The sequence below is a fragment of the Streptomyces xantholiticus genome (genome assembly GCF_014651015.1).
GTDB lineage: Bacteria > Actinomycetota > Actinomycetes > Streptomycetales > Streptomycetaceae > Streptomyces > Streptomyces xantholiticus.
Map to the genome: position 1 here is coordinate 50,245 of NZ_BMWB01000006.1, position 17,177 is coordinate 67,421.

Genomic DNA, 17,177 nt, shown 5'->3' on the forward strand with positions numbered 1-17,177 from the left:
CGCGGAACGCGTCGCCGTGCCCTTGACCGCCGGCAGCCAAGACGCCCGACGAAGGGAGGACGCAATGTCCGACGAAGCAGTTCAGCGTGACCAGGCGCGTGGCGACGACGTCTACCAGCCGGAGAACTCCGACGTGCAGAACCGCCCCAGCGGCGACCTCGACATGGAGAACGTCATCGGCGAGCGCGGACTCGACGACACCATGGCGGAGGGATACTCCCCGCCCGAGCGTCCGCTCGGCGTCGGCAAGTACGGCACGACAGGGGAGGAACAGCAGCGGGGCGAAAGCCTCGACCAGCGCCTCGCCCAGGAGACCCCCGATGTGCAGGGGCCGGGGGGCGACGGCATCGGCGACCTCGAGGACGGCGACGGCGAGCCGCTCGACAAGGAGGCCGGCGCGCGGCGGGCCGGACGGCTGGCACCCGTCGACGATCCTGCCCCGCGGCGGCCGAGCGACGTGATCGCCCGCGATGTGGGCATCGACGGCGGCGCCGCGTCGGCCGAGGAAGCGGCGATGCATGTCACGGACGACGAGGAACCGCGCGAGAGCTAGGCCGCGCCGGGCGGCAGGCCCGGCACGGGCAGGCGAGGCCGGGCAGACAGGCCCCGTGCCGGCCCCGACCCGCTGCCCGTACACGAGAAGGGGTGAGCCGAGGAATGCTGTTCCACGATCGCCGCGAGGCCGGGCGCGAACTCGCGGACCGGCTCATCGCGCTCCGCAGTGAAGGCGCGCTCGCCGACCCCTTCATACTCGCCCTGCCACGAGGCGGCGTACCGATCGGCGACGAGATCGCCAGGGCGCTCGGCGCCCCGCTGGACGTCGTCGTGGCCCGCAAGATCGGTGCGCCGTTCAACCCGGAGGTCGGGGTCGGCGCACTGGCCGGAGAGGGCCCTCCGCTGTACGACGAGCGGGCCCTCGCCATGCTCGACCTGACGGCCGACCGGCTGAGCCCCGTAGTGGCCAGGGAACGGGCGGAGATGCACCGGCGCGAGGACCTCTACCGGGGCGGACGGCCCGCTCCCGAAGTGAAGGGGCGGACAGCCGTCGTCGTGGACGACGGACTGGCGACCGGCGTCACGGCACGGGCAGCCCTGCGTGCGGTCCGCGGCATGGAGCCGGCCCGGCTGCTGCTGGCCGTGCCGGTGGGATCGCCCGAGGCGGCGGAAGCGCTCGCCGCCGAGGCCGACGCGGTGGTGTGCCTGCACCGGCCGCAGCCGTTCTACGCGGTGGGGCAGTGGTACGAGGAGTTCGACCAGGTCGGCGACGACGAAGTGATCGCGATTCTCCGGGGCCACCCCGGAGGCCGCTGACGGTTCCTCACACCACCCCACAGCGGAACGAGACGCAGGCTTGCTGGTCGTGCAGCGCGTCCGCGCAATTTCGAGATCACCGAATTCCGCAAAGACCTTGGGCACACTCACCTCCGTTGGCATGCTTGAGCCACCCGTGACAGGGTGGTGCGCAGCCGTCCACGCCCCGCCCTACGCGGTTCGCCCAGCTCATGGCGGAGGTGTAGAAAGAATCTATGGCCGGACGCTACGGCCGCCCGCGCTCGGTTCTGAGGATGCGAACTGTCGCCGGTCAGGTCTTTCTCCTGCAGGTGGCGATCGTGGTGTTGCTCGTTGCCGCGGCCATGGCGGCACTCGTCTTCCAGTCCCGTGCGGGCAGTGAACGCGAGGCCCGCAACCGTTCGGTCGCCGTCGCGGAGACCTTCGCCAACTCCCCCGGCATCGAGGAGGCTCTGAGGAGTCCCGATCCGACCGCGGTGCTCCAGCCCAGTGCGGAAGCGGCCCGGATGCGTTCCGGCGTCGACTTCATCGTCGTGCTCGACATCGAGGGCATCCGCTACACCCATCCGCTGCAGGACCGGATCGGGAAGAAGTTCGTCGGCGATCTCAGCCATGCCCGCAGCGGTGAGGTGTACACCGAGCGGATCACCGGCACGATCGGGCCGCTCGTCCAGGCGATCGTCCCGATCACCTCGAACAACGGGACCGTGATCGGCATGGTCTCCGCCGGCATCACCATCGAGCGCGTCAGCGGTGTCGTCGAGGAACAGTTCCCCCTCCTGTTCGGCGCCGCCGGCGGCGTGCTGCTGCTGGCCACGGGAGGCACGGCCCTGGTGAGCAGGCGCCTGCGGCGTCAGACCCATGGGCTCGGCCCCGCCGAGATGACCCGGATGTACGAGCATCACGACGCGGTCCTGCACGCCGTACGCGAGGGGGTCATCATCGTGAGCGGCGAGGGCCGGCTGCTGCTGGCCAACGACGAGGCGCGCAGGCTCCTCGGGCTGCCGGCCGACGTGGACGGGGCACCGGTCACCGAACTGGGTCTGGATCCGCTCACCTCGCATCTGCTGTCCTCCGGACGGACCGTGACCGACGAGGTCTTCCCCGTCGGGGAGCGGCTGCTCGCCGTCAACCAGCGCTCGACGGACCAGCACGGCGGGCCGCCCGGTTCCGTCGCGACCCTGCGGGACACCACGGAGCTACAGGCCCTGACCGGCCGGGCCGATGTGGCACGGTGGCGGCTCAAGCTGCTCTACGACGCGGGCACGGAGATCGGCACCACTTTGGACGTGGTCCGCACGTGCGAGGAGCTGACCGAGTTCGCCGCGTCCCGGTTCGCCGACTTCGCCACCGTGGACCTGGTGGAGACCGTGCTGCGGGGCGAGGAGCCGACGGCCACCGGCGCCGACACCGACATGCGGCGCACGGCGTTCAGCGGCGCCGGGGAGACGGCCCTCTACCCGCTGGGGCAGGTGATCCGGTTCGTACCGACCACACCGGTCGGAGTCGGGCTCGGCCGGGGCGAGGCGGTCCTCCAGCCGGATCTGGCCGGTCCGTCCGACTGGCAGGAGCAGGACCCGCAACGGGCCAGGATGCTCCTCGACGAGGGGATCCACTCGATGATCGCGGTCCCGATGCGGGCGCGGGGCGTGATCCTCGGCATGGCCATGTTCTGGCGGGCGGGCAATCCGGTGCCGTTCGAGGAGGAGGACCTGTCGCTCGCGGAGGAGCTGGTCGCCCGCGCGGCGGTCAGCGTCGACAACGCACGGCGCTACTCGCGGGAGCACACGATGGCGGTCACCCTGCAGCGCAGCCTGCTGCCCCGCGTGCTGCCCGAGCAGAGCGCCCTGGACGTCGCGTACCGCTACCGCCCCGCGCTGGCCGGGCTCGGCGGACTGGGCGGCGTGGGCGGCGACTGGTTCGACATCATCCCGCTGCCCGGCGCCCGGGTGGCGCTCGTCGTCGGTGACGTCGTCGGCCACGGGCTGCATGCCGCCGCCACCATGGGCCGGCTGCGGACGGCGGTCCACAACTTCTCCAGTCTGGACCTGCCGCCCGACGAGCTGATGTTCCATCTGGACGAGCTGGTGGCGCGTATCGACCAGGACGAGACCGACGACGGCTCCGATGCCGGCGTCACCGGCGCCACCTGCATCTACGCGATCTACGACGCGGTGTCGGGGACCTGCAGCATGGCACGGGCGGGGCATCTTCAGCCCGTCGTCGTCCATCCGGACGGCACCGCCGACTTCGCGGACGTGCCGGGCGGGCCGCCCCTGGGGCTGGGCGGTCTGCCGTTCGAGACCCTCGAGCTGCGGCTGCCCGAGGGCAGCCGGCTGGTGCTCTACACGGACGGGCTGGTCGAGGACCGGGAACGGGAGATCGACGAGGGCCTGGAACTGCTGCGCCGCACGCTGGCCGATCATGCCGGACTGGACCCCGAGGAGACCTGCGAGACGGTGCTGGGCGCCCTCGTGCCCGAGCGGCCGAGGGACGACATCGCGCTGCTCGTGGGACGTACCAACGTACTGGGCTCCGGCCGCGTCGCGGAGTGGGACGTACCGTCCGACCCTTCGGCGGTGGCCAGGGTACGGGCGGCGGTGTCCGACAGACTCGCGGAGTGGGGCCTGGAGGAGGAGGCCTTCACCACCGAACTCATCCTCAGCGAGCTGGTCACCAACGCCATCCGCTACGCCGCGGGGCCGATCCGGGTGCGGCTCATCCGGGACCGTGCACTGATCTGCGAGGTCTCCGACCACAGCAGCACCTCGCCGCATCTGAGGCAGGCGGCCACCACGGACGAGGGCGGCCGTGGGCTGTTCCTGGTGGCGCAGTTCGCCGAACGCTGGGGGACGCGGTACACGGCCGACGGCAAGGTCATCTGGACCGAACAGCCCATGCCGGGCGCGGCGGGCACGCGGTGAAGCGAGCGGCCCCTCGGCGGCGGGCCCGGTCAGCCGCGGCGGGTCGGGCGGAAGCGGCGGTGGAGCACCTGCTCGGCGAGGCCGGGCACGGGACCTGTCACGTCGAGGCCGGGGACGACGTCCCCGATCGGCAGGGCGCTGACCGGGATCGCGCGGGAGAAGCACCACGGGCTCCCTTGGCTCAGCCCGCTTTGCCGGTTGCCGGCTGACCCCCTGAGCGGCCCCGGGCCCTCAGGCCCGGCGCGCGTGGCGGCGCGCGCTTGGCGCAGGACGGGTCCCGAGCGGTCAGTCCTTGGTGGCGACGTAGTAGACGTTGAGCGGGTCGCCCTCCACGGCCTTGATGTCGACATCGGTGAATCCGGCGTCCTTGAGCATCCGGACGGCCGTCTCCTCGCCCCAGACCGTGCCGAGTCCGGCTCCGCCGGTGCTCAGCGAGGTCGTCATGCAGTAGAAGACCGAGAAGCCGAAGAGTGCGGGCCCGAAGGGGTGCCCGATGTTCTTCTCCAGACGGCTGGAGGCGGCGATGTCGCCCATGAGGAAGGTGCCGTCCTCCCGCAGGCAGTTCGCGATCGCCGCCAGCGTGGCGTCCGGCCTCGCCAGGTCGTGGATCACGTCGAACGCGGTGATCAGGTCGTACTCGCCGGTGATCTCCGTCGAGTCGCCGATCGTGAAGTGCACATTGCCGAGCCCCAGGCGGGCTGCCTCCGCGCGGCCGGCCTCGATGCCGGCCTCCGACCGGTCCCGGCCGTGGAACCGGCTGGCGTCGAAGGCCTTCGCCAGTACGACCGGTGCGTGGCCCTGTCCGGTGCCCACGTCGAGGACGTCGATACCGTCGTGGAGCCGTTCGGTGAGGCCGGGTACGAGCGGGACGATGGTGTCCACGAGCGACCGGTCGTAGACCCGGGCCGTCTCCTCGGCCTGCAGGGACTGGAATCTCGGATAGGCCGAGTACGGCACCCCTCCGCCGTCGCGGAAGCAGCGCACGACCTCCTGCTCGACCCCGCCCATCAGCCCGATGTACTGCATCATGCCCGCCAGGTTGTCCGGCCCGGCCGCGGCGGTCAGGGAAGCGGCGTGCTCGGGCGGCAGCCGGTACGTCTCGCCGTGCGGCTCGTACTCGACGACACCGCCGACGACCATGCCGCCCAGCCACTCGCGGACATAACGCTCGTCGAGATCGGCCGACTTGGCGATCTCCTCGCTTCTCGACGGCGGCAGACCGGCGAGGGTCTCGAACAGGCCGGTCTGATGGCCGACGCTGATGAGCAGGGCCAGCGCGCCCTTGTTCAGCACGTCGACCACTTCACCGGCGAACGCCTCCTGCTTGGCGAGGTCGGGTGCCGCCTGCTGTGCGTCGGAGATCGACATGACCGCTCCTTCCACCGGGCTGCTGGGGCGCGCCGGCGGGACCGGCCCGCAACTGCCACATTACGCCGGAATCCGGACCGGGGTCCTTACGGAAAGGGGAACGACCGGCCCGGGCCGCCGGTACGCAAAGGCGTTGCGGGAGCGCTCCCAGCACCGGCGCCTCATGCCCTGGACCGCCGATTGTCCGACGCATCTGCACATCGAACTGCTGAACTCCTTTCAGGGAGGCGGCATTGGGGAAGTTGAGGGGGATCCCGGCGACACGGGCAAGGTGGGTGCGTGATCGTAGAGTGACGGGCATGGACAGACACGTGAGGTTCGAACGGCTGCACAACTTCCGGGACTTGGGCGGCTACGCCACCGCCGACGGCCGCAGCGTCGGATACGGGACGCTCTACCGGTCCGACTCGCTCTCCAAGCTTCAGGGAGCGGACTGGGACCGCTTCCTGACGCTCGGCGTGCATACGGTGATAGATCTGCGCTACCCGTGGGAGATCGAGGCGAAGGGCCGTGTCCCGGAGAGCGAAGGCCTCGCGTACCTCAACCTCAGCGTGGAACACCGACCGTACGACCAGGCCGAGATCTCACCGGACGTGGACCCCTGGCGATATCTGGCCGACCGCTATGCCGAAGTGTCGCTGGACGGCGCCAAGGAGCTCCGACGGGCGCTCGAGGTGATCGCGGAGGACGGCGGCCCGCTGGTCTTCCACTGCGCCTCCGGCAAGGACCGCACGGGGCTGCTCGCCGCTCTTGTACTGTCCCTCGCCGGTGTCGCGGAGGACGACATCGCGGCGGACTTCGCGCTCACGGAACTCGCCACGGAACGCCTGCGGGCCGACTGGCGCGCGGCACACCCGGGCCGGGACCTCGTCTGGCCCGGGTACGGCCGGGCGCCCGAGGAGATCATCCGGCTGTTCCTCGCCGACCTGGCGGCCGCGTACGGCTCCGTGCAGGGATACGTCACCGGGCACCTCGGCGTCGACGAGGAGACGATCGACCGGTTGCGCGCACGGCTGCTGACGGGCTGAGCCGGTCAGGGGACGGGGAGCAGCAGCTCCGGGCGGTCCCACATGACGGCCGGCGGGCAGGCTTCGACGGTGCCCGTCCGCCGTGCGCCCACGCTCAGATAGAACCCCTCCGCCGGGGGATGCGCGACGACTCGGACGCCGTCGAGACCGGCCGCGCGGGCCCGGCCGGTCATGTGGTCGATCAGGAGACGGCCGATGCCCTGCCCCTGTGCGTCGTCGGCGACGAACATCAGGTCCAGCTCGGGCGGCGACAGCACCAGGGAGTAGAAGCCGAGCACCCTGCCGCTCTCGTCGGCGGCGACGAACACCTCGTGCGCCTCCATGTAGTCCGGGCCCACGCGGTATCCGTACACCATCGGGGCGTAGTGCCCCTGGTAGGCGCCGGACCCGCGCACCATCCGGGTGAGCCGCTTGGCGTCCTGACCGGTCGCCCGTCGGATCGCGGGGGCTCCAGGGCGGCCGGGGCGCTGCTCGGCGGCACCGTTCGCCGTCAGGGGTGAAGTCATGGAACGAGTATGACGCGCCCCCGTGCCGGTCGGGTACCGACGGCCGTCCGGCCGCCGTGGTCTCCCTGTGGCCTTCCACGAACGCACGGGCCCGTCGCACCGGCGGCTCGTGGTGCAACCGGCGCGCGCAACGAGAAGGCCATCGCCCGTACGGTCCGCTCCGGCTTCGTCCTCGGACCGAGGTGGACGACCCGGAGAAGCGGGCCCGGCTCACCTTCCCCCGACCGCGCCGCCTTCGAGCGGCCTGTTCCGGGCGCCTCGCCGGAACGGGGTGGGCGGGTTCGGCCGTACCCGCCTTCCCCCTCCGCTTCACACGGCCGTGTCGAGGAAGTCCGCCACCATGGCGGCGAACTCGTCCGGCGCGGCGATCCGGGTGCCCAGTTGCTCGGCCTTGTCCCTCTTGGAGCCGGCGCCTGCTCCGGCGACCAGGAGGGACGTGCGCTTGGACACGCTCGAGGACGACTTGCCGCCGGCCCGCTCGATGAGCTCGTTCATCTGGTTGCGGCTCAATTTCTCCAGCGCGCCCGTCATCGCGCCGGTCACCACGACGGTCATGCCGTACAAGGGGCCGGCGCCCGGTGCCGTCTGCATGGGCGCGCCGGAGTCATCGTCCCCTTCGGGGCCGGTACCGAGCACGGTCCCGGCGCCCTGGTACGTCGCACCCGGCTCGCTCATGTTGACGCCCGCGGCCGTCAGCCGGTCGATCAGCGGGGCCAGCTCAGCCAGTTCGGCCACCACCGTCCGGGCCTTCTCCACGCCGATGCCGTCGACCTGTTGCAGGGCCTCGGCGTCGGCAGCCCGTATGTGCTCCATGGTGGCGAAGTGCCGGGCGATCCGGCGGGACATGGAGCGGCCGGTGCCACGCACGCCGAGGGCGCAGAACACCCGTGACAGCGGCCGGGTCCTTGCCGCGGCGATGGCGGCCAGCAGATTGTCGGTGCTGGTCTCGCCCATCCGGTCCAGCCCGAGCAGTTGCTCACGGGTGAGGCCGAACAGGTCGGCGAAGTCGCGGACCAGACCGGCGTCGACGAGCTGGACGACGCGGGTGGTGCCGAGCCCTTCGATGTCGAGCTGGTCGCGCCCCGCCGCGTAGGAGACGGAGGCGACGGCATGGCAGTCACGCCCGCGGACGCATCGCCAGCGCTGCTCCGAGGTGTCGATGGCCGAGCCGCACTGAGGGCACACCTCGGGGAAGACGACGGGCTGCTCGGCGCCGGTGCGCAGATGGGCGACGGGCGCCTCGATGCGGGGGATGATGTCGCCCGCCTTGTAGACCATCACCCGGTCCCCTGTGCGCAGATCGCGGCGGGTGATGTCGGCGGGGTTGTGCAGGGTCGCGTAGGTGACGGTCGATCCGTCGATCTCCACCGGCTCGAGCACGGCACGCGGCGCGATGATTCCGGTGCGGCCCACGTTCCATTCGACGCCGAGCAGGGTGGTGACCTTCTCCACGGCGGGCAGCTTGTAGGCGATGGCCCACCGGGGCGCACGGGAACCCGAGCCGGCCGCTGTCTGGTCCTCGGCCCGGTCCGCCTTGATCACGATCCCGTCGATGCCGAACGGCAGCTCCGGGCGGGCGGCGGCGATCTCGTCGATGCGGTCCTGGATCTCCGCGGCCTTGGTCAGGGTGCGCGGGGCGACCGGGGTGCTGTCGGCGGTGTGCACACCGAGCCCCGCCACATGACGCATCACCCGACTGTGCGCCCACTCGCCGAGTCCGGCGGCGAGCTCGGCGCCGGAGCCGGGCAGCGCCAGCGCCCCGTAGCCGAAGAAGGTCATCTCCACCCTGTACTCACGGTCCTTGGCGCGCAGGCTGCCCGCCGCGCCATTGCGCGGATTGGCGAAGGGCGCGCCGCCGTGCCCGGTGCGTGCGGCGTTCGCCTGCTCGAACTGTTCGTCGGTCATCAGTACTTCGCCGCGGATCTCGAGCGTGGCCGGCTCGGTCAGCTGCCGGGGCAGACCGACGATCGTGCCGATCGCGTGCGAGACGTCCTCACCGGCCGTGCCGTCCCCGCGGGTGACGAGCCGGGTGAGGCGGCCCTGCTCGTACCGCGCGGCGATGGCGAGGCCGTCCAGCTTGGGTTCGACACTCCACTCCTCGACGGGCCGGCCTGTGCGCCGCTCCACGGAAGCCATCCAGGCGACGAGCTGCTCCGCGGAGAAGACGTTGTCCAGGGAAAGCATCGGAACCGTGTGCGCGACGTCGCCGGACACCGCGCCGCCCGCCACCTTGCCGGTCGGGGAGACCGGCGATGTCTCGTCGGGGTGCCCCTGCTCGTACGCAGCGATCCCGCGCACCAGGCGGTCGTACGCGTCGTCGTCCAGGGGGCTCTCGCCGGTGGCGTAATACGCGGCGGCGGCGCGGGTCGCGGTCTCGACCGCCTCGGCGTACGCGGCGGCGTCGGTGACCACGGCGGCGGGCGCGGCAGCAACGGCAGGTGAAGTCGTCATGTCGAACATACTGCCGCCCCCCACTGACAACGGCCGGGGCCAGGCCCCGGACGCCTGTGGCACATGACAGAGGCACCACCGGATCGAGTGTTGCCAAATGACTTACGGCCCCTCGCTCCCTGTGCAACAGTCGTACCCGGTCCCTGTCCCAGACCCTGGCCGTGGCCGCGTTTGTATCGGAGTACGACATGCCGTCCCATGTGTTCGCGGACCGCTCCGCCCAGCCACCCGAGCGCGGAGACGTCGACGCGCTGATCACCCGGACGCGCATACTCCGTGGGGACGTCGACGCGGTGCGCCCGGACGGCGCATCGACGGAGGACGACCCGCAGGGCCGCTGGCAGCGCGCCCTGTGCGACCTGGCGCTCCATCATCTCGACGATCTGGGCGCCCACTTGGGGCAGCTGAAGGAAGGGCTTCCCCAAGAGGCGGCCGACGCGTTCGCCGACGAGCTCGCCGAGTACGAGGCCGACGGCGCGGCCCGCACCGGCTCGCTGCTCAGCCGGGTCGGCAGCGCCGAGTGGAACCTCCTCACCGACGAGGTGAGCTGGTCCGACGAGCTGTACCGGATCCTGGGGCGCGATCCTCGCAGCGGGCCCATGTCGCTGGACGAGATGCCGTCCGTGGTGTTCGCGGAGGACCAGCCGCTGCTGACCGCCATGGTGACGGACTGTCTTGTCGACGGCCGCCCCATCGACGGCGAGTTCCGTCTCGTACGGCCCGACGGCCGGGTGCGCACCGTGCACATGATGGGCGAGCCGGTGCTCGACGCGGACGGGTGCACCGCGTCGATGTGGGCCGTCCTGCGGGACGTCAGCGAACTGCGCCGCAGCCAGCGGGCCGTGCGGGAGACCATGGACTGGTTGCAGCGGCGGCAGCACATGGAGCAGACCGAGCGCCGGATCGCGGCCGAGATTCAGGAAGCGGTGCTCCCTCCGCGCACCGGCTTCCCTGCAGGTGGCGCCGCGTTACTGGACATCGCGGCCCACTACCTCCCCTCCTCGAAGAGCACGCTCGTCGGCGGCAACTGGTACGACACGCTCCAACTGCCGGGCGGTGACACGCTCTTGAGCGTCGGCGAACTGACCGGCCATGGAGTGAGCACCACGTCCGCCGTGGCGATGCTGCTGGGCGCGCTGCGCGGCATGGCCGTGGCCGGCATCCGGCCGGGGCCGCTGATGACGCACCTCAACCAACTGCTCGAAGCCTCAGCACAGCCCGCCCTCGGCAGCGCGGTCTGCTGCAGTTACGCGCCTTCGACCCGGACCCTCTCGTGGGCGCAGGCTGGACACCCCGCCCCTCTGCTGTTCCGCGACGGCACGGGGCAGGCGCTGGCGGCGCCGGACGGCGTACTCCTCGGTGCGACCGGCGGCGCGGTGTACGAGCAGGCCGAAGTCGCCCTCCAGCCCGGCGATCTGCTGGTGCTGCACACCGACGGCCTGACCCGCCCGAGCGCTGCGTCCGAGGTCGGCGCGGACCGGCTGACGGCATTGGCAGCACGGTTCGCCCGAGCCGAGGACGCGTCGGGATGCGTTCGTGCGATGCTCGAGGAGTTCGGTGCGCAGGAGCGCGAGGGGGACGCCTGTGTGATGGTGGCAAGGGTCATCGGGTAGCTGCCGGCCGCGGTACGGCCGAGGGGGCAGATCCCGTGAGGGTCAGATCTCCGCGTTCCTCGGCCTCGGCATGTCGCCGCGAGGCAGCGCGATCTCGATCTCCTCACGAAGGTCCTCGATCTTCGCGTATCCGGCGTACTGCCCGGTGAGACGGTACATCTCGCGCAGCCTGTCCCAGGTCCGGTGCGAGGAGGTCTCCCCCATCGACACCAGCGCGAGCCGGGCGTAACGGTCGGCCTGCTCAGGGTCGTCGGCGATGAAACACGCGGAGGCCAGCGAGATGTAGTCGAAGATCTTCGAGCGCTGACGGCCGCCCTCGCGCAACTGCAGCGCCTGCTTGGCATGTTTCTGCGCGATACCGGCCGCCGCCGGCTCGTGGTCGGCGAGCGTGCGGTACGCCAGCGCCTGCATGCCGTGGAGGTCGGCCTCGTCGAACATCTGCATCCAGCTGGGCGGGGGAACATCGCCCTTGTCGGAGACGAACAGCTCCTCCGCCTCGCCGAGGGTGCGGCGCATGGCCTGACCGTGGCCCATGGACGCCTGCGCCCAGGCCTCGATGGTGTGCAGCATCGCGCGGGTGCGCGGCAGGGTCTGTTCCCCGGAGCCGGACTTGGCGAGCTTCATCAGGTCGAGCGCGTCGTCCGGGCGGCCCAGATGGACCATCTGGCGGGCCGCACGCGACAGCGCCTCACCGGCGCGGGGCCGGTCGCCGCCTTCTCTGGCCGCATGGGCGGCGATGACGAAGTACTTCTGGGCGGTGGGTTCGAGGCCGACGTCGTGGGACATCCAGCCGGCGAGCACCGCGAGGTTGGCGGCGACGCCCCACAGGCGCCGCTGGAGGTGGTCGGGGTGCCGGTAGGCGAGCATGCCGCCCACCTCGTTGAGCTGTCCCACCACCGCTTTACGCTGCAGTCCGCCGCCGCGGGCGGCGTCCCAGGCGCGGAACACCTCGACGGAACGCTCCAGCGCCTCGATCTCCTGCGACCCGATGGGGGCGGCCTCGTAGCGGTCGTACCCGGCGGAGTCGGTGTGCAGAACTTCAAAGGTGCGGGCGGCGCCCCGGGGCGTCGCCGGATCGGTCTTGAGCCAGTCGTGCATGGCGCTGCTGAGTGCTGAGCCCGCGGCAAGCGCCGCGCCCGCGCCCACCAGGCCGCGTCGGTTGAGCATGAGGTCCATTCCCGTGAATTCGGTGAGGACCGCCGCCGTACGGTCGGGCGCCCAGGGCAGACCGTCAGGGTTGTCGGTGCCCTGGACGTTCCGCCGCTTACCCGTTCGCCCGCTCCGTGCGAACCCGAGGTCCTCGATGGTCACGACACGACCGAGTCGCTCGGTGAACAGAGCTGCCAGCACCTTGGGCACGGGATCGCGCGGGGTCTCCCCCATGTCGATCCAACGCCGGACCCGCGAAGTGTCGGTCGCCAGCTGCGGATGGCCCATGGCGGCCGCCTGCCGGTTCACGAGTCTTGCGAGCTCCCCCTTGGACCAGCCGGCCAGGCCGAACAAGTCGCACAGGCGGGTGTTGGGTTCTCTGCTCACGTCAAGCCCCCAGGTTCTCGGCTGAGTTGACACTAACCCGCCGGCATGGGGCGGGCGACTATTCGCCAGGGTTCGCCAGGGTTCGCCAGATGGTGTGCCACCCGCGACGCGGTGTCAGGTATGAATGCGCCACCTCGTCCCCTCTGCCGGGGGCACATTCCCCAGGGTGTTACCCATGGCATATGGGGCGGGGCCGCGCACGCAACTGTCGGCACACGAAGGGATCTGTCTCCCATGTACACAGCATCGTCCTCCGTGTCCGCCCCGCCCCGGCTGCAGCAGCGCAACGCGTTCACGGCCGGCACCGGACCGTATCCCCGGCCCGTCGAGGCCGGCCGGGCGCCCAGACCGGCCGGCACCGTCGGCCGCCCCCTCAGCGGGAGAATCGACTTGTCCGGCCCTCAGGGCGCGCAGCTGCGCAAGGCTGTCGCGTCGGTGCACCGGATCTGCCCGGAGTTCAACCCGGTGCAGGTCCTGCGCCGCAGCGGACGATCCGTGCTGATCGTCGGAACGACGGGGCGTACCACGGCGGTCGCCAAGTGCTTACTGGACCACTCGCCGGCGTGGTCCGAGCGGCTGCGCCACGAAATAGCGTCCTACCGCGCCTTCGTGCGGCACCGGCCGCCGGTGCGGGTCCCGCGACTCATCGCGGCGGACCCGGAGAACTGCACGCTGGTGATCGAGCGGATGGCGGGACGGCCCGCGGCCCTGACCCGGCATCCGGTGGAGGCCCCGCCCCGTGCGGACCTGCGCGCCGTGCTGGGCGCGATCGTACGGCTGGGCAGCTGGCGCCCGCCGGCCGGGATGTTCGACGCCCCGCTGGACTACGGGTCGCGGATCTCGCGTTACCACGAGCTGGGGCTGTTCACCGACCGGGACCTGGGCGACCTGCAGAAGCTGCTGCACGGTCTGGCACAGGCCGGGGGCAGGCAGGGAATGGGGCAGTTCTGTCACGGGGACGCACTGCTCTCCAACATCCTGCTGTCGCCCACGGGTCCTGTGCTGGTCGACTGGGAGCACGCCGGCTGGTATCTGCCCGGCTACGACCTGGCGACGCTGTGGGCAGTGCTGGGGGACGCCCCCCTGGCGCGGCGTCAGATCAGCCAGCTGGCACAGCAGTCGGGCATCGCGGCCCGGGACGCGTTCCTGGTCAATCTGATGCTGGTGCTGACCCGGGAGATCCGTACCTACGAGACGGCGGTGCAGCGCACCATGCGCGACGCGTCGCCGGTCCCGACCGGCCAGGCGCAGCCCGGCCCGGCCGCGGGTGAGGAACAGCGGCTGCTGCTGCGGAGGTTGCACGACGACTGCGCGATGGCCCGCAGGGCCGTGCGTGCGGCGGTCGGCACCCGCTGACCCACCACCGCAGAGGGAAGGCGCGCTGCGCGTCCGGTGTTCGACACACCGGGCGCGCAGCGCAGCGAGTGTCGGGCACCGACCGAGGATCGGCGGTGTGTCCTCTGCGGCAGCAGGCGCAGCGGGGCACCGCTGCTGCCGGTGTCCGGGTGGCCGCTCCGGGCCTGTCCGGTCCCTCGCGTCCCCCTGAGCCCCGCGTATCTGACGGCCGAACCCGAACGCGGCGGTGGGCGGTGACTGGTACAAGTGCCGTCCGCTGCCCAGCGGGCAGGCGCTGTGGTCATCGGGCGCGAGCCGCCACCATCCCGGTGGGTGGTCAGGTGGGCCGGCAGTGGTATGCGATGGCCGGACTCGCCCACACGGAACGGCCATCTTGGCGATGCCGCCACGTGGGTGAATGACCTGCTGGCCGGCTACCCCTCCGCGTCCACTGCGACCGTGATTTGCCGGGCACATCACGGACGAGCGGGTGCCGGGCCGGGGGTGTGCCGGTCACGCGGCGCCCCTGTTGCTGCGCGGCGACCGCGCGATTTTGCTGCCGGTGGCCCATCGCGGCCCGGTGCCGGTGGCGCTGCCGGGTCACCGTGACGAGGCGCTGGACTTCGCACCGGAAGCGGGGACGTGCTGCTGCTGTACACCCGACCGTGTGGTGGAGCGGGGGCGGCAGGGACATCAGCGACTGCGTCAGCTCGCCGACGCAGTCGCTGGCGATGTGTGCGGGCCGCTTCCGGCAGCAGATCGTGGACCGGCCGGCGGCTGGTTACGTCGGCGGCGGGCATGACGACGACGCCTGTCTCCTGGCGGTCCGGGGCGGCTGAACACCTCGGCCATTGGTCCACGCCACTGGCGCGCCGCAGCCCGGCGCACCGTCGTCGCGAAACCCGCCGGGACCCGCGTTGACGTGCAAATTTCCTACGGCGAAGCATGATTGACGGATCGTCCGGGAGCGGATACCCATGGGTCGTGTCCGGCCCCGCAGGTCCCGTCGCGCACCACTCGTCACTGGAGGCTGCATTGCAAGGATCGACTCCCCCACGGTCAGGCGGTGCCCGCCGTCGTCGCGCGTTGACGGCGGGAGGCCTGGTGGCGAGCGCCGCCCTGCTGCTGCCGTTGGTGTCCGCCGGTCCGTCGGCGACTGCCGAACGGGCCCCGGCCGGTTCGCTGCAGGAGGCCTTCGCCGCCGCGGCCGACGAGTACGGGGTGCCGGAGAGTGTGCTTCTCGGTGTCTCCTATCTGCAGTCCCGCTGGGACGCGCACGGCGGCGCGGCGAGTGTCACCGGCGGCTACGGCCCGATGCATCTGACCGACGCGAGGACGGCGCCGGCCGATGCCCCGCATCATGCGCACGGCAGTGAGGACGCCCGCGGGGACGACGCGCGTCCGGCCCGTTCCGTCGTCGAGGCGGCGCTGTCGAAGGCCGGGGAACTGCCGGCGCGGCTGCGGACGCTGGAACGCGCGGCCGACGTGTCGGGCATCGGCGCGGAGCAGTTGCGGGACAGCGCCCGGGCCAACGTACGCGGCGGTGCGGCGCTGCTCGCCGAAGCGCAGCGCGAACTGGGCATGCCGGCCGGCCAGAATCCGGCAGACTGGTACGGCGCCGTGGCCAGGTACTCCGGCGCGGACGACGTGGCGACGGCGACGGCCTACGCGGACGACGTCTTCGACGTGATCCGCACGGGGCAGTCGCGGACCACCGACAGCGGTCAGCGGGTGGCGCTCGCGCCGCACCCGGCGGTGGCGCCCGCGCGTGAACAGGTGCGGCAGTTGGGGCTGCGCACCGCCGACGCGGGCAGGACCGAGTGTCCACCCACGGTGGCGTGCGAGTGGATCCCGGCACCGTACGAGGAGTTCGGCGCAGGCGACTACGGCAACCACGACCAGGGAAACCGGCCGGCGTCCCAGTCGGTGGACTACATCATCGTCCATGACACGGAGGCCTCCTGGGACACCACCCTGAAACTGGTGCAGAACCCGGAATACGTGTCGTGGCAGTACTCACTGCGTTCGTCGGACGGGCACATCGCGCAGCACGTCCCGCTCGCGGACGTCGCCTGGCACGCCGGCAACTGGTTCGTCAACGCCAAGTCGGTGGGCCTGGAGCACGAGGGATTCCTGGTGTCCCCTGACGCCTGGTACACCGAGGCGATGTACCGCGCTTCGGCGCGGCTGGTGAGGTACCTGGCCAAGCGGTACGACATCCCGCTGGACCGCCAGCACATCCTGGGCCACGACAATGTGCCGGGCACGACGACTTCCACGATCCGCGGAATGCACACCGACCCCGGGCCGTACTGGGACTGGGCGCACTACTTCCGGCTGCTGGGCAAGCCGTTCACGCCGCAGGCGGGGCCGAGCAGCGCGGTGGTCACCGTCCGTCCCGAGTACTCGGAGCACCAGCCGCTCTACACGGGCTGCGTCAAGGCCGGTGAGGCGTGTGCGCCGCACGGTTCCGGTGCGGTGCGACTGCACACCGGGCCGAGCGGGACCGCTCCGCTCGTCAAGGACATCGGTCTGCGGCCGGGCGGCCAGGACTCGACGACCGGCGTGAACGACACGGGGGCGCGGGCGTCGACCGGTCAGCAGTACGCGGTGGCGGAGCGCCGGGGCGAGTGGACGGCGATCTGGTACCTGGGGCAGAAGGCGTGGTTCCACAACCCGGGCACGCAACCGACGGCGGTTGCCGCGCAGGGGGCGGTGCTGACGCCGAAGGACGGTCTCGCGGAGGTGCCGGTGTACGGGAGGGCCTATCCGGAGGCGTCGGCCTATCCGGCGGGTGTTCCGGTGCAGGCGGTCTCGCCGCTTCCGTACAAGCTGCTCGCGGGGCAGAAGTACGTGGTCGGTGACCGGGTGCCGGGCGAGTACCTGTACGCGACGACGTTCGACACGGCAGGCCACCGGGTGGTGCGGGGCCAGGAGATGTACTACGAGATCCAGTTGGGGCACCGAGTGGCGTTTGTGAAGGAAGCCGACGTGCGGGTGCTCCCGTAGGCCGCGGGGCGCCACCGGTCGTGGGGTCCGGTGGCGCCCCGTTCCTCTTGGCTGCTTATGTGAGTAATTGCCGGGGTGCGTGGGCCGTACGGGCGAAGGGTAGGGCTGGGCCGTCAT

The 17,177-nt window shown here is 71.5% G+C and carries 12 protein-coding genes; 8 read left to right on the forward strand and 4 right to left on the reverse strand.

Features of this window, described 5'->3' with window-relative positions:
* The first annotated feature begins 64 nt into the window (after positions 1-64).
* The 3 genes from IE198_RS12300 (at position 65) to IE198_RS12310 (ending at position 4,214) form a co-directional block, all read left to right on the forward strand.
* Entirely contained in the window at positions 65-553 is a 489-nt protein-coding gene (locus IE198_RS12300) for a DUF5709 domain-containing protein (RefSeq protein ID WP_189885738.1), read from the forward strand.
* Positions 554-657: 104 nt separating this feature from the next.
* A complete protein-coding gene (locus IE198_RS12305) occupies positions 658-1,311 on the forward strand; it encodes a phosphoribosyltransferase (RefSeq protein ID WP_189885740.1) in 654 nt (217 codons plus the stop codon).
* Between the two features lie 215 nt (positions 1,312-1,526).
* Positions 1,527-4,214 (forward strand): SpoIIE family protein phosphatase, encoded by a 2,688-nt coding sequence (locus IE198_RS12310; RefSeq protein WP_189885741.1) that lies wholly within the window; start codon positions 1,527-1,529, stop codon positions 4,212-4,214.
* A 285-nt stretch (positions 4,215-4,499) separates the two neighbouring features.
* Here IE198_RS12310 and IE198_RS12315 read toward each other — a convergent pair whose 3' ends face one another.
* The gene (locus IE198_RS12315) at positions 4,500-5,582 is read right to left on the reverse strand and encodes a class I SAM-dependent methyltransferase (protein WP_189885743.1); all 1,083 of its coding nucleotides are present in this window, start codon (positions 5,580-5,582) and stop codon (positions 4,500-4,502) included.
* Between the two features lie 299 nt (positions 5,583-5,881).
* Between IE198_RS12315 and IE198_RS12320 the strand changes: the two genes are divergently transcribed.
* On the forward strand, positions 5,882-6,610 hold the full coding sequence (locus IE198_RS12320) for a tyrosine-protein phosphatase (protein WP_189885745.1): 729 nt from the start codon (positions 5,882-5,884) through the stop codon (positions 6,608-6,610).
* Between the two features lie 5 nt (positions 6,611-6,615).
* Here the strand turns inward: IE198_RS12320 and IE198_RS12325 are convergent, their stop codons facing one another.
* Both IE198_RS12325 and ligA read right to left on the reverse strand, forming a co-directional pair.
* Positions 6,616-7,116 carry a GNAT family N-acetyltransferase gene (locus tag IE198_RS12325; RefSeq protein ID WP_189885747.1) on the reverse strand — a complete coding sequence of 167 codons (501 nt, stop codon included), beginning with the start codon at positions 7,114-7,116 and terminating at the stop codon, positions 6,616-6,618.
* Between the two features lie 309 nt (positions 7,117-7,425).
* A complete protein-coding gene (ligA, locus tag IE198_RS12330; protein ID WP_373299832.1) occupies positions 7,426-9,576 on the reverse strand; it encodes an NAD-dependent DNA ligase LigA in 2,151 nt (716 codons plus the stop codon).
* Positions 9,577-9,755: 179 nt separating this feature from the next.
* On the opposite strand from ligA, the gene IE198_RS12335 reads away from it, so the two are divergent.
* A complete protein-coding gene (locus IE198_RS12335) occupies positions 9,756-11,180 on the forward strand; it encodes a PP2C family protein-serine/threonine phosphatase (RefSeq protein WP_189886042.1) in 1,425 nt (474 codons plus the stop codon).
* 42 nt (positions 11,181-11,222) lie between these two features.
* Here the strand turns inward: IE198_RS12335 and IE198_RS12340 are convergent, their stop codons facing one another.
* Entirely contained in the window at positions 11,223-12,716 is a 1,494-nt protein-coding gene (locus tag IE198_RS12340; RefSeq protein WP_189885751.1) for a DNA-binding protein NsdB, read from the reverse strand.
* 234 nt (positions 12,717-12,950) lie between these two features.
* Here IE198_RS12340 and IE198_RS12345 point away from each other — a divergent pair, with 234 nt between their 5' ends.
* The 3 genes from IE198_RS12345 (at position 12,951) to IE198_RS12355 (ending at position 17,060) form a co-directional block, all read left to right on the forward strand.
* Positions 12,951-14,072, forward strand: coding sequence for an aminoglycoside phosphotransferase family protein (locus IE198_RS12345; protein ID WP_189885753.1), 1,122 nt, complete (start codon positions 12,951-12,953; stop codon positions 14,070-14,072).
* A 644-nt stretch (positions 14,073-14,716) separates the two neighbouring features.
* Positions 14,717-14,890: a hypothetical protein gene (locus IE198_RS12350; RefSeq protein ID WP_189885755.1), complete on the forward strand. Its 174-nt coding sequence runs from the start codon at positions 14,717-14,719 to the stop codon at positions 14,888-14,890.
* Between the two features lie 196 nt (positions 14,891-15,086).
* The gene (locus tag IE198_RS12355; protein WP_373299850.1) at positions 15,087-17,060 is read left to right on the forward strand and encodes an N-acetylmuramoyl-L-alanine amidase; all 1,974 of its coding nucleotides are present in this window, start codon (positions 15,087-15,089) and stop codon (positions 17,058-17,060) included.
* The last annotated feature ends 117 nt before the right edge of the window (positions 17,061-17,177 follow it).